Here is a 13,592-nt window from a genome sequence, read left to right on the forward strand (position 1 = left end):
CCCGTCGCACACGACGCGACACCCGCGACCTGTTCCCGTCAGTGCGCGAACTCACGCAGGTCGGGGCTAGCACTCGTCCAGGCTGGCTAGTAGCCCCATCGTCTCGCCGCAGCCGTACGCCGTGGCACCGTACTCCTTGCCCATGGACTCCTTGCCGAACCACGGGGCGTCGTCCCCGGTCAGCAGCGCCCCCAACTCCTCCTGCAGCCGCGTGAGCTTCGCCTGCCACGCCTGGCGCAGGATGCGCAGTTGCTCCTCGTCGCCGGTCAGCACCACGCTGTTGCGCAGGGCCATCATGATGACCCCGAACTGCCGCATGAGCGAGGTGGCCGGGCACGAGGTGTAGCGCCAGTCGCTGTCCTGCTCGCGCCAGGTGTCATTGTTCAGGTGCGTGACGGCGCGGCGGACGGCCTCGGGGATGCGCTCGTCACCGGTCAGGCCGTAGTAGCGCGCCAGGCCGTTGACCCGCACCGCGCTGATGAACCCCGCCTCGCCGACATGCTTGCGCGTCTCGCAGTAGCAGTGGCCCCAGGGCAGCTCATACAGCCAGCCACCGCAGTTGGGGTCCTGTTCGGACAGGGCATCGTCGGCGAGGCTGCGCATGGCTGCCATGAGGCGCTCGGCAGGCGCGACATCGTGGCAGCCGGCCAGCGCCAGCATGGTCCAGCCGTTCACCCGGCCGCAGTGGTCCCAGCCCTTGAACTGGTAGGCCTGCTCCTCGATCAGCGCGCACAGGTTCGCGCCGATCTGCGTCAGCGTCTCCCGCACCCACGGGTCGCCGGTGAGGAGGTAGTGGTAGGCCATGCCCTGGGTGAAGACGTGGCCGAGGTTGTTGGGGTCCAGGCACAGGTAGGGGTTGGGCCGGTCGTGGCCCGCCTCGCGGTAGAAGCCCACGTACAGCTCGCGGATCTGCTCGACCGGGTGGAAGCCGCCGACATGGCCGATGCAGTGCTGGTGGACGATGCCGGGCCGCGCCGGCAGCCCGTGGCCGATGTCCTCGCGGTAGTAACGCGCCAGGTCCTCGTTGGCGGCGTGGACGACATCCACCTCGGCCATGTGCCGGGCCGTGATGTCGCCGGCGCGCAGGTACTTCGGGTCGCCGGTGCGGGCAAACTGCACCAGCATGTGCAGCGGCGTGTCGTACTCGTGGTTGCCCCAGTTGCTGCGTCGCTCGCCCCACCAGTCGCCCCAGTTCATCGCCCCGTAGTCGCGGTGCTTCTTGAGCGACAGCATGTAGACGTCGAAGAGCTGCTCCGCCCAGGTGTCGTAGGCGGCCGTGGACGGTCCGGCGGGCATCTGCGGGCCCCAGACGCCCGTGGCCAGAGCCGTGGCGGGGTCGGCGGAGACGACGAGGGGGACGTTGGCGGCCTCGGCCAGAGCCGGCCCGTCGCCCTGCGGGTCGAGCCACACCTGCCAGCGCCGGGCCTGGCCGGTGCGCAGGCGGTAGCAGTCACCCTCGAACAGGTAATCGTGCTTGTACCACGGGCCCATGTGGTCGAACGTGCCGGGCGTGAAGGGCGGCAGCAACTCCAGCGACACCCCCTCCGCGTCCACGGTGAAGCCCTTGGGCCATTGCTGCCAGAAGTCGCGCAGGGCGACCGCGAACTGGCCGGGGACCTCAACCCAACCCGGAGCCTGCCCCGCCCGGGCCTGGCCATTCAGGGCAAGTTGCTCATCATCCACCTGCACCAGCCGCAGCGGCAGGCCCGCTTCGTCGGCGCCGCCGACAGAGGCGGTGGCGACGCCTGCCCGCGGGTGGAAGACGACACGCAGGCGCCGCAGCCGCTGGACCAGTCCCTGGTCGGCGTTGATGATGACCAGGGGCTCGAGCAAGAGCCGCGGTAGCCCGGCGAAGGCGCTGACCCACAGGCGGAAGTCAAACCACCTCTCCCCCCCCTCGTTGCGGAAGGCACCCGACAGGCAGAGCGTGCCGCGCACCGGGCCGGCGGCGGCGATAGCGGTGTGCTCCGCTTGCGCACGCCAGGTGACACCGTGCTCGTCCTCGACGAGCAGATCGGTCGCGAGGCCGTCGCCCACGGTGAGGAGGCTGTCGCCGCCGGTGCTGACCGCGGCGGCGTCACCGACGCGCAGCATGCCCTCGGCGGCGGCAACGGACGCGTCCGGCGCTGCGGCTGGGGCACCATCCCAACGGAGGGTGTAGTCCACCGCACCTCCGGGCGGAGGGGCGGCGATGAAGTCGAGCAGCACCCACTTGGCCGAGCCGTCGGGCCAGGTGGCGAGCACCTCGGTCTGCAGCGGCAATGGGGCACCGGCGGCGTCGGTCAGCGCGAAGACCGCACCGGCCGGTGCGGCGCCCTCAGCCAGGGGCACACCGCCGCGCACGGGGCGGAGGTCGGCCAGAGAAGGGCTACCATAGACACGAAGGGGCATGTGATCCACGATGAGGTCTCCCAACAACAGATGTCATCCAGCAGGGCGAGCGGGGCGCCGTAGAGAGGGACGCGGAGGGAGGAGTTGGGGGGCCGAGCGTGACGGGGGCTTCCGCCCCCGCCTAGCATGAGCCGCGCCTCCGGCGCTCAAGGCGCGGCTCGCCCCGCAGCGGCTTCCCTAATCCCGATTCCCGATTCCCGATTCCCGGCTCCCGACTCCCGCCTTACTTCACGTACCACGCGTTCGTCGTCGCGAACTCGGGCCACTGGCCATACAGCTCCGCCGTGACCCAGTCCCCCGCCTTCAGCGGCAGCGCGGCTTCCAGGCGTGCGACGTTGCTTTGCAGTGTAACGGTCTCCTGGCCGTTGACGACCAACACGAGGCGCTCGAGGGGCCTGTTGGCGAACACCTCGGCGCGGAACGGGATGGTCTCGCGGCCGTTGGTGGCGATCTGGCTGCCGGGCGGCTGGTCGTCGAGGGTCGCGACCAGGAGCGGGCCGTTGGTCACGAACCCCCGCCCGGCCTTGACGGCCGTCTGGACGGCCTCCGGGGTCTTCTCAGGCAGTTGCAGGTAGGTGCGGTAGAAGCCCGGATGCAGCCCCTTCCAGCCCCATGGCACGAGGGTCTTCTCGACATCCACCATCTTCATGAGTATCGCGGCGCGCCGGTCCATCTGCGCGACCTTCTCGGGGTGCTCCAGAAGGCTGCGGCCGAGGGCATTCAGGTTGTCGTGGTTATCCGAGTCGCCCACGGCGGCGACATGCAGCCCCTGCGATAGCAGCGTGTGCCAGGCCTTGCGGGCCTGCACCATGTCGAAGATGCCCCCGTACGGCGGGATGCTGCCGTTGAGGATCTCGTAGGCGTCGTAGTCGTGGATCTGGGGTGCCTGGTAGTTCATCGTCGGGGCGCACGGGTGGGCCACGATCGCGAAGCCGCCCTGGGCATGGATGGCCTGGAACACGTCCAGGAAGTCCTGGGCGGTGGTCATCACCTTCTGGATGAGCGCAGGGGTGTTGACGCCGACCACATGGCCGAACTGGGTGCTGAACTCCTGGCCGCGCAGCGGCAGGAAGGCGTCGTTGGCCGTCGCCAGCCAGGGCTCCTGCTGGGCCACCTGGTGGTGGTCGGTCAGCGCGGCGATCTGCAGGCCCTCGACCTGGCAGTGGAAGGCCACCTCGGCAGGGGTCTGCTTGCCATCGCTGACGGTGGAGTGCATGTGGAAGTCCGCCCCGTAGTAGCCGCGGGCAGGCATGTCCACCAGGCGGGTGAGGACCAGGTCGAGGCGCGCGCCGCCCCGGGCCTCGCGCTCGGCGATGGTCCACTCCGGACCGTGGGTTGTTACCACTCGCAGCGCGCCGTCGGGCACTTCGGACTTGAAGTTGCCCTGCGGGTCAGTGTACAACACCACCGAGGCCCGGGTGGCGGGGTTCAGGATCAGCAGGCGGGCCGGGATGGGCTCGCCGGTGGCAGCCTTGACCTGGCCGGACAGATCAGCCCCCCAGGCCACCGCGCCGCCAAGCAGGGCGGCGAGCAGTGCGCAGGGAACTACTCGGTAACGCACTCTACCCAAAGAAGATATCATGCCTCTGTTCATCCGTTTCCTACGCTTTGCCAAGAACTACCGGGGCAACCTGGGCGTGGCGCTGCTGCTGGTCTTCATCGGCACTGCCCTGACACTGCCCATGCCCAAGCTAACGGGTAACCTGATTGACGCCTCCGGACTCATGGAGAACGCCCGCGGCAGCGGCGCCAACGTCGAGTTGGCCCGCGCCAACGCCATGCACATCGCCGTCTACACCTGTGTGCTGATGCTGGCGCTGTCCGCCGCCGGGGCGATCGTGACCTACGCCCGTGGCATGATCCTGCTGTTTGTGGGCAATCGCATCGTCTACGACGTTCGTCGGCGCGTTTTCCGCCACCTGCAGCGGCTGTCGTTGCGCTACTTTGAGACCAACCCCCACGGCCGCATCATGGCGCGCGTGTTGTATGACGTGGAGGCTGTCCAGAGCATCCTGTCCGGCGGCATTGTCGAGATCGTCAGCAACGTCGTCACCGTCATCGTCATCATCGTGGTGCTGTTCAGCTCCAACTGGATGCTGGCGTTCTGCGCCATCGCCGTGCTGCCCCTGTATGTCCTGAACTTCCTGGTGTTCCGCAACAAGATCCGCCAGGCCGCGGCCGAGAGCCGCGAGCAGTACTCGGAGGTCTACTCGACGCTCTCGGAGTCCATCTCGGGCATCAAGATCATCATGTCCTTCGCCCGCGAGAGCGCCGAGGCGCGGCGCTTTGTGAACGAGTGTCGCCAGAGCATCCGCCTCAACCTGCGCACCGGGCGGTGGCAGACGCTGCTGGGCATCGGCGCGGGCCAGCTCACGACCGTGGCCAATGTCGCCATCCTGCTCATCGGCATGAGAGAGGTGCTGGTGACCGGCCGCATGAGCATGGGCGAGCTGATCGCCTTCCGCACCTACCTGATGATGCTGTACACGCCCATCATCGCCCTGGTCACGGTCAATGACACGATCAACACCGTGATGACCGCGGTGGAGCGCATCTTCGAGACTCTCGACACGGTGCCCGACCTGCAGGAGCGGCGCGATGCCGTCCGTCTGGGGCGGGTGGAGGGCCGCGTCGAGTTCGACAAGGTGGCCTTCAGCTACGAGCCGGGCGAGATGGTGCTCGACGACATCAACTTCGTGGCCGAGCCGGGCAGTTCCACGGCCCTGGTTGGCCCCAGCGGCTCGGGCAAGACGACTCTCGTGCATCTCATCCCACGCTTCTACGACCCGGTCGGCGGCCGCATCCTGCTCGATGGAACGGACCTGCGCGACGTGGCCATCGCCAGCCTGCGCGGCAACATCGGCATGGTCATGCAGGAGAACTTCCTGTTCATGGGGACGCTGCGCGAGAACATCAAGTACGGCCGGCCGGAGGCCAGCGACGAGGAGGTCGTCCAAGCCTCCATCGCCGCCAACTGCCATGACTTCATCATGGAGTTTCCGGACGGCTACGAGACGCTCGTGGGCGAGCGCGGCACCCGGCTGTCGGGCGGGCAGCGCCAGCGCATCAGCATCGCTCGCGCCCTGTTGCGCAACCCGCGCATCCTCATCCTCGACGAGGCTACCAGCGCCCTGGACTCCGAGTCCGAGGCGCTGATCCAGGAGGCCCTCGACCGCCTGATGAAGGGCCGCACGACCTTCACCATCGCCCACCGTCTCTCAACGGTCATGGAGGCCGACACGATCCTGGTGCTCGACCAGGGCAAGATCGTCGAGCGCGGCACGCACGCCGAGCTGGCCACGATGGAGGGCGGGCTGTACGCGCGTCTGTGCGAGGTGCAGTTCAAGAAGGCCGAGGAGAAGGTAGCCGAGCACCTGGCCAAGACTGAGGAAGACAAGGGGAAGGAAAAGGCGGCCAAGAGAGGCTAGCAGGGCCACCGCTGAAACGAGGCACAGGAGCATGGGCATCATCTTCGTGCTGGTCCCCGCCCTTCTTGTTCTCATCTACCTTGGCTGCTCAGTCTACTGCCTGTCCGGCGGGCGTGCCGGCACGCACGCCTCGGCCTGGGCCGTCGGCACCGCGGCGGGCGGTGTGCTCGGGGGGCTGATCTGTTTGATACTGCTGACCAGAGTCTGGAACCTGGCAGGCATGACGCCCGGAGCACCGCAGTGGTTTGCGTTGCTCTTCACTGTCTTTGGCGGCGCGTTGGGCGGGATCGGCGGCACTCTGGCGGTATCAGCCGTCAGGGGCCTGCGCGACGGACGCGTCAACAGGGCCGCGGAGGATGCAGAGATCGCTGAAGTGATGCACATCATTGAGGAGCACAAGAAGCCATGAGACTGACCCCCTATGTCGTGCTTCTGCTGACCACGGCTACCTCTCCCCTATTCGCCCAGCAGGAACTCCTCAAGAACACCTCTTTCGAGGAAGTCACCGACAAGGGCCTGCCGGCCGGCTGGTCGCAGTACGGCGGCGGCGTGCCGGAGAGTGTGCTCAAGGTTGAGGCGACGGCGCGGACCGGGAAGTCCGCGGTCCATCTCACTGACACCGGCCCCAATGTGCGCGATAACCGCTACGCCATCGGCGTGCAGCAGGATGTGCCCGTCACGCCCGGGCGGTTCTACCTGGCGTCGGTGTGGGCCAAGGCCATCGCGCGCAACAACGACCAGGCCGTCGTGCTGCAGATCACCTTCCTGGGCGGCGCCGAGGCCAGGAATGTCTCGAACTATGTCGCCCCCCCGATCGGCGGCGACTGGAAGCGCTACAGTCTCGGCGGCGTCGCCCCCGATGATGCCAAGACCGCGCGTGTCTACGTCTACACGATGCACTTCTGGACCAGCGATACGCTGATTGACGACGCTTCGCTCAAGGAGGCGGCGGCCACGCCGTCGGTCGCGACGGCGATCTTCCAGTTTGGCCAGGAGCCGTTGGCCGGGCCGCGCAAGCTGAAGCTGCAGACGCCATTGGCTCGGGGCGGAGAACCCGCCGCGATCATCGCCTGCCCCTCCGACCCGCAGTGGCGGCAAGTGGCGATGGATCTGCAGACCGCGATCCAGCGCAAGACCGGCGCGACGCTGCCGATCCACCTGGTCAGCGTGACGACCGGGGGCGGGCTGGAAGCCCGCACTACGGGCGCAGGGGAAGCCCGCGCTAAGGGCGGGGGGGAGGCGCAGGACAACCGGGCCAGGCTCAGCGAGTTGCTGAAGACCGACCAGACCATCCTGGCCCTCGGCAATCTGAACAACAACTTCGCCATCGAGCGGCTGTACTTCAACGGCTATACCCGCGCGGATTCGCTGTGGCCCGGCGCCGGGGCGTTCGCGCTGCGGACCGTGCACCAGCCGTTCAACTTCGGCGACATCAATGTCCTGACCATCGAGGCCAGCGACCTGGAGGGCGCGAAGGCCGGGGCGCTGGAACTGGCCAAACGGCTGCCCGATAGCCGCGACTGCGCCCTCGACCAGCCCCTCCTCTTCGCCTCCAGCGCCAAACCGATGAACGACGAGCAGCGCCAGAAGCTGCTCTCCGGCAAGCCCTCGGCCAGCCTGCTCATGGAGTTCCACCGCGCCTGCGCCGCCTATCGCGATAGCGGCGACGAAGGCTGGGCGTTGCAAGCCAAGCGGCTCATGGGGCTGTGCCGCGAGCGGCTCGTGACGGACCCGCAGTACAAGCTCGACTGGCCCGAGGAGACCAGCTCCAACGACATCGGGAAGATGTGGGACGTGATCGAGGAGGCGCCGGTGTGGAGTGACACCGAGCGCGCCGAAGCCGAGAACGTCATCTTCGCCACGATGCTCGGGATGCGGCGCAATGTCTACAACTGGGGCACCTTCGCGAGCAATGACACCATCGTCTGGAACCACCAGACCTTCCCGCTGCTGGGCGTCTACTGGATGGCCCGCTGGTTCGAGCGCTGGTACCCGGACCGGGACGTCGCCGGCGACTACCTGGCGCAGGTGCACGGAGCCTTCCGTGGGCAGCTCAAGAGCTGGAAGCCCCAGTGCGATGCCGACGGCTACCTGACGATCACCCCGCGGCATACCATCGAGTACACCCTCTCGCGTAACGACTACCGCTTCTTTGAGAGCGGCAATGTGCGTCAGTTCGCCGAGTACCTCACCGGCGTGTGCGACAATCAGGGCAACATTCCCGGCTTCGGCGACTCCGGCTATGGGAAGGGGCCGGGCTATGAGCTGAACGGTCTGCCGCTGGCGTTCTGGTACACCCGGGACCCGCGCTACCTGTGGCGTCTCCAGCAGATCTACGGCGGCAAGTGGCAGAACCCCTACCATACCGACATCACGCCGCAGCCGTGGCCCGAGATCGTCGGTGTCAACGTCTACCGCATGCCCACGGAGTACTACAAGTGGGCCACGACCTCGTCCTCGTATGGCGAGGGCACGGAGAAGACCGAGGTCACCTACGAGCAGTCCTTCGACAAGATCAGCTTCCGCGAGGACATCAGCCGGGATGGGCAGTTCCTGCTGCTGGACGGCTTTGCCCGCGGCAAGCACCTGCAGTACGACGGCAACTCCATCATCCGCTACCACGCCGATGGCGAGGACTGGCTGATTGACGGCGACTACCTGGTCCGCAACACCACCGACCACAACATGATCAGCATCGTGCGCGACGGGCGGTGCGCCGTGCTCGAGCCGGCCTTCACCAGCCTCGACGCCCACGCCGACCTCCCCGGCGTAGGCTTCACCCGCACGACAGTGCAGGGCTACAACGGCGCGGACTGGACCCGCAACATCCTGTGGCTCAAGGGCGAGGGCTTCGTCGTCGTGGATGAGCTGACCGCCCGGCAGCCCGGCAGCTACACCTTCGAGAACGTCTTCAAGATGCTGGACCTGGGCAAGCTGGAGTTCGACGGGCGCTGCGCGAAGGTCAGCCGCCCGACGGCCGGCGGCATGGGCAGCCGCGACCTGTCGTACACGCAGGCCGAGGGTGTGGGCAAGGTGGTGCGCTTCGGCAACCAGGGCTCGCGGCTGGAGTTTCCTGTGACGCTCCCGGCGGGTGAGTACGCCATCACGCTCTTCGGTCAGGGCACCGGCGGCGGCACCGACAGCTTCTGGCTGCAGGTGGACGAGGCCGAACCGGTGGCCTGCCACGTGCCCATCGAGAAGCTGGGGCCCTCCAGCGCCGCCTGGACCAAGGATGTGCCGACACCCAATGTGAAGATCGGCCAGAGTGGGACGCACATCGTCCGGATCACGCTGCGCGAGGGGCCGGGGACGATGCTGCAGAAGGTCACCATCGCCGACAAGGCGGGCAAGGAAGTCGCAACGATTGACGCGCTTAAGCCTCCGCCGCTACCGCAGGACCTTGTGAAGGCCGCGCCGGACGCCTGCTTCTACCTCAAGGGCGACGGCGTGGCCCAGGCGGCCATCACCGACCGCACCAACAACATCAACCTGCGGCTCAAGTACCTGCGGCACCTCTTCGGTGGGAAGCTGCAGGCCGGACAGACCGTGACCGACCAGGTGCTATTCTACAGCGACCGCAGCGACCAGCCGCGCAACCTGGACCTCCGGCGCGTAGATGATCATCGGGTGCTCATCCTGCGCGGCGGGAAGCCGTGGGGATTGCTCGACACCGGGGTGAAGGGCGCGGTCGCGACACTCCAGACGCTCGACAATTGGGTCGCCTTCTCGATGTGCGGGCTGACACCCGGAGGCAAGCCCATCGCTGACCACCCGTACTCGCTGCTCATTGACTACAAGACGGCTGATGCCCACATCCATGCGATGGAGCCTACGGTCCTCGATGAGGACTTCTCGGTCCCGGCGGGCCGAAGCATCGTCTGGAAGATCGGGCAGAGGATCAACACGACACAGATGCGCCGCGAGGCAGTCGCCGCGCTCGACGCGGCTGCCACGCAGGCTGTCGCCCCGAAGCCCGCAGGGGCTGAGAGGCTCACCGTCCCGGCCATGAAGCAGGTGTGGGCCTCCCCGCCGGTCATGGAAGACGAGAAGGACGTCGCCGTCGTCAACCGCCTCGTGGGTGCGTACCTCCACGATGCCTGCATGCACACGCTGCTCGTCGGGCGGGGCAGCAAGTGCGTGGCCCTCGACTTCTCCGGCAAGCAGCTCTGGGCGGTCGAGACGGGCGGGCGGGTCAATGACATGTGCGTGGCCGACCTCAACGCCGACCAGAAGCCCGAGGTGCTGGTCGCCTCGGACGATGAGTTCCTGTACATCGCCGACGCCGATGGCAAGGTGCTGTCCAAGACGCACTGCGACGCGGCACTGCGCATCGGCACCAGCAGCGTGCGCGACCCGCGCGTGGCTCATGTCTGCGTGGGTGACGTGGACGCCGACGGCAAGCTCGACATCATCGTCGGCACCCGCAATGGCAACATCGTGCGGTACGACCTGCAGATGAACAAGGTCTGGAGCTTCAACCAGATCGAACACGGCACGTTCCGCATGCGGCTCATAGACCTGGACAAGGACGGCAAGCTCGAGGTCGTTGCCGGCAATCGCTACGGCGCGGTCGAGGTCGTGGACTGCAAGGGCCGGGCCATGGCGGGGGCGTACTCTGAGTTGGGCGACGTGGTGTTCGATGTCGCGGACCTGAACAGTGACAGCCAGCCGGACATCGTCAACGGCTCCTCCACCGGGGCCTTCACCTGTACCCCGTGGCGTGGGCGTGTGGCCTGGAACTTCGACAACTTTGGCTACGGCGCGCGCGAGGTCAAGTGCGCGGACGTGGATGGCGACGGCAAGATCGAGACGGCCCTCGCCTCCGAGACGGGCTATGTCTATCTGCTCAACGCGGATGGCAGCGTCAAGGCGATGCGCCAGCTCAGCGCGCCGGTGCTGTCGCTGGCGGTCGCCGGCAAGACGGTTGTGGCCGGCTGCCGCGACGGCATCGTGTACGAGCTGGATGCGCAGCTTCAGCCGGTCAAGGCGGCAGAGCTGGGAGGGCCCGTGACGCAGATGGCGCTGCTGGACATGGGTGGCACGCCGCTGGTGGTCGTCGGGGCCGGGGAGGCAGTGGTGGCGCTGCAGTGGTAGGGGCGCAGTTGCTGTAGGGGCATGGTTGCTGCGGGAGGGGTCACCGACCCCGATCGGTCGCGGTCGGTGACCGCTCCCACGACTGACTGCTCGCACAACTGACCGCTGCCATATGAAGGCGCGATCAATCGCGCTGCTACGGAGCGCCTATGAGCGATCAGCCGGTACAGGGCGTCGTCAGCACCATCGCGGCCAAGTGCAAGCGATGCTACAACTGCGTGCGCAGTTGCCCCGCCAAGGCCATTCGCGTGCAGAGCGGCCAGGCGTGGGTCATGGCCGAACGCTGCATCGGGTGCGGCAACTGCCTCCGGGTCTGCGCCCAGAACGCCAAGCAGGTGCAGTCGGCGCTGGAGGAAGTGCAGGGCCTGCTGAGCCTGACTGCGCGTGGGCCGGGACATCCTGGACCGGCCGATGACGTTCCCGTCTCTCTGGCCGGTCCAGGATGTCCCGGCCCACGCGACGGACGGCGGCCTGTGGTCGCCATCCTGGCCCCCTCCTACCCCGGGGCTTTCGAGCATCTGGACGCCGGGCATGTCGTGGCCGGGGTGCGAGCGCTGGGCTTTGACAAGGTGATGGAGGTCGGCTTCGGGGCGGAGATGGTGGCCGCGGCCTATGTGCGGCTGCTCAAGTCGCGGCCGTGGGGCACGGTCATCAGCACCGCCTGCCCGGCTCTGGTCGGCTACATTGAGAAGTACATGCCGGAACTGGTGCCGATGCTGGCGCCGATCGTGTCGCCGATGGTGGCGCTGGGGCGGGCCGTCAAGGAGCAGCTGGCCCCCGGCGCCGCCGTCGTGTTCATCGGGCCCTGCATCGCCAAGAAGGTCGAGCGTCTCTCTCCCGCCGTCGCGGGCGCCGTAGATGCCGTGCTCAGCTTCACAGGGCTGCAGGAGCTCTGGCAGCAGCGCGGCCTCGATCCGGCGTCGCTGCCGCCCGCAACGGCCGATGATCCCCTCCCCTACATGGGCGCCGTCTTTCCCGTATCCGGGGGGCTGCTGAAGGCGGCGGCCATCGAGGCCGACGTGCTCGACGACTCGATCCTGGTCGTGGAGGGCCCCGACCGCTGCCTGGCCGCCCTGCGCGAACTGGGCGAGGGCAATGTGGCGCCGCGCCTGGTGGATGCGCTCTTTTGTGAGGGGTGCATCGCGGGCCCGGCGTATGCCGACAGCCTCTCGCTGCTGGCGCGCAAGGAGCGCGTGACGGCCCATGTGCGGACCTTGCAGCGACAGGCGCGCCAGCTCACGCGGTCGCTCAGGCAGGTGGCGGGAGTGAACGTAGGCCGTAGCTTTACTCCCCAGCCCCTGCAGGCGTCACAGCCCACCGAGACCGAGATCCGTGACATCCTTGCCAAGACCAGCAAGCTCACCCCGGCGGACGAACTGAACTGCGGCGCGTGCGGTTACCCCACGTGCCGCGACAAGGCCATCGCCGTCTACCAGGGCCTGGCCGAGCCGGAGATGTGCCTGCCGTACCTGATTGACCAGTTGCAGGTGAACCTCGACCAGATCACCCGCGGCCGCGAGGAGTTGGCGCGGACCCGCGAGTTGGCCTGGCGGGCGCAGCAACTGGCCTCCATGGGCGAGTTGGCGGCCGACATCGGCCAGCAGATCAGCAACCCGCTGGCGCGGCTGGTGCTGTTCGCGCAGTTGCTGCGCGACAACATGCCCGCCGATGATGTGCGGCGGGAGGACGTGGCCAACATCGTGGCCGAGGCGCTGCACTGCCGCGAGGTGCTGTCCAGTCTGCAGGGCTTCGCCCGGCAGCGCGAGCCGCAGTGGGAGGAGACGCAAGTGTCGGCCATCGTGGCGCGGGCGCTGGGCGAGCTGCAGACGAAGCTGCAGGCGGCCAGCGTCACCGTCGAGCAGCACCTGCCCGCCAACCTGCCGCCCCTCGTCGCCGACCCCGCGCAACTGGCCCAGGTGCTGGTGAACGTCCTGACCAACAGCCTGGAGGCCATGGACGGGGGCGGGACCATCACCATCACCGGGCGCCTGTCCGAGGATCGCCGCATGGTCGAGGTGGATGTCCACGACCCGGGACGCGGCATTCCCCCACACCTGCTCGAACGCGTCTTCCAGCCCTTCGTCACCACCAAGCAGGACCTACGCGGGGCGGGGCTGGGACTGCCGGTGGCGCACGGGATCATGCAAGCCCATGGTGGCGAGCTGCTCATAGACAGCGCGCCGGGCGAGGGCACGACGGTGACGCTACGGCTGCGCGCCGAGGCGGCCCCGCGGGTGGGGGCCGGGGCGCTCAAGGTCATGATCGTGGATGACGACCCCGACTTCCTCGAGCAGCACCGCCTGATGCTCGAGAGCGCGGGCTTCGCCGTGGTCGCCGCCGAGCGCAGCGATGAGGCGCTGGAAGTCGCCAACCGCGAGATCCCGGATGCGTTTGTGCTGGACATGATGATGGAACGGACCGACTCGGGCGCCCGCCTGGCCCGGGCCCTGCGCCGCGACCCCCGCTTCCGCAAGTCCCCGATCATCATGCTCACCTCCGTTGTGGACGACATGGGCTTCGACTTCCACCGCAACCCGGAGACCGTGCTGGAGTGGATGAAGGCCGACGCCTGGTTCGACAAGCCCGCCCCCATGGTCGAGATCTGCGACAAGATCCGTTCCCTGCTACCAGACCCCGGCGACCCGGGGGAGGCATCGTCCCCCACGACGGAGTGACCCC

General features: G+C 67.8%; 6 protein-coding genes. 4 read left to right on the forward strand and 2 right to left on the reverse strand.

The window, feature by feature from the left end; genetic code table 11:
* Positions 1–66 precede the first annotated feature (66 nt).
* Both LLH23_12055 and LLH23_12060 read right to left on the reverse strand, forming a co-directional pair.
* Positions 67–2,391 carry a hypothetical protein gene (locus LLH23_12055; protein MCE5239208.1) on the reverse strand — a complete coding sequence of 775 codons (2,325 nt, stop codon included), beginning with the start codon at positions 2,389–2,391 and terminating at the stop codon, positions 67–69.
* A gap of 223 nt (positions 2,392–2,614) precedes the next feature.
* Positions 2,615–3,952, reverse strand: coding sequence for a CehA/McbA family metallohydrolase (locus LLH23_12060; GenBank protein ID MCE5239209.1), 1,338 nt, complete (start codon positions 3,950–3,952; stop codon positions 2,615–2,617).
* A 19-nt stretch (positions 3,953–3,971) separates the two neighbouring features.
* Between LLH23_12060 and LLH23_12065 the strand changes: the two genes are divergently transcribed.
* The 4 genes from LLH23_12065 to LLH23_12080 all read left to right on the forward strand — a co-directional run bounded on the left by LLH23_12065 (position 3,972) and on the right by LLH23_12080 (position 13,588).
* On the forward strand, positions 3,972–5,819 hold the full coding sequence (locus LLH23_12065; protein ID MCE5239210.1) for an ABC transporter ATP-binding protein/permease: 1,848 nt from the start codon (positions 3,972–3,974) through the stop codon (positions 5,817–5,819).
* A gap of 31 nt (positions 5,820–5,850) precedes the next feature.
* Complete coding sequence (locus tag LLH23_12070) at positions 5,851–6,228, forward strand: hypothetical protein (GenBank protein ID MCE5239211.1); 378 nt, start codon at positions 5,851–5,853, stop codon at positions 6,226–6,228.
* Positions 6,225–10,913, forward strand: a complete 4,689-nt coding sequence (locus LLH23_12075; GenBank protein ID MCE5239212.1) for a hypothetical protein — start codon at positions 6,225–6,227, stop codon at positions 10,911–10,913. The genes LLH23_12070 and LLH23_12075 overlap by 4 nt, the downstream gene beginning before the upstream one ends.
* A gap of 149 nt (positions 10,914–11,062) precedes the next feature.
* A complete protein-coding gene (locus LLH23_12080) occupies positions 11,063–13,588 on the forward strand; it encodes a response regulator (GenBank protein MCE5239213.1) in 2,526 nt (841 codons plus the stop codon).
* Positions 13,589–13,592 lie beyond the last annotated feature (4 nt).

Source organism: bacterium (assembly GCA_021372615.1).
Taxonomy (GTDB): Bacteria; Armatimonadota; Zipacnadia; order Zipacnadales; family UBA11051; genus JAJFUB01.

Excerpts from the sequence above, each read along its gene's own strand:
- LLH23_12055 (MCE5239208.1), bottom strand. The coding sequence starts at position 2,391 with ATGCCCCTTCGTGTCTATGGTAGCCCTTCTCTGGCCGACCTCCGCCCC.
- LLH23_12065 (MCE5239210.1), top strand. The coding sequence starts at position 3,972 with ATGCCTCTGTTCATCCGTTTCCTACGCTTTGCCAAGAACTACCGGGGC.
- LLH23_12070 (MCE5239211.1), top strand. The coding sequence starts at position 5,851 with ATGGGCATCATCTTCGTGCTGGTCCCCGCCCTTCTTGTTCTCATCTAC.
- LLH23_12075 (MCE5239212.1), top strand. The coding sequence starts at position 6,225 with ATGAGACTGACCCCCTATGTCGTGCTTCTGCTGACCACGGCTACCTCT.
- LLH23_12080 (MCE5239213.1), top strand. The coding sequence starts at position 11,063 with ATGAGCGATCAGCCGGTACAGGGCGTCGTCAGCACCATCGCGGCCAAG.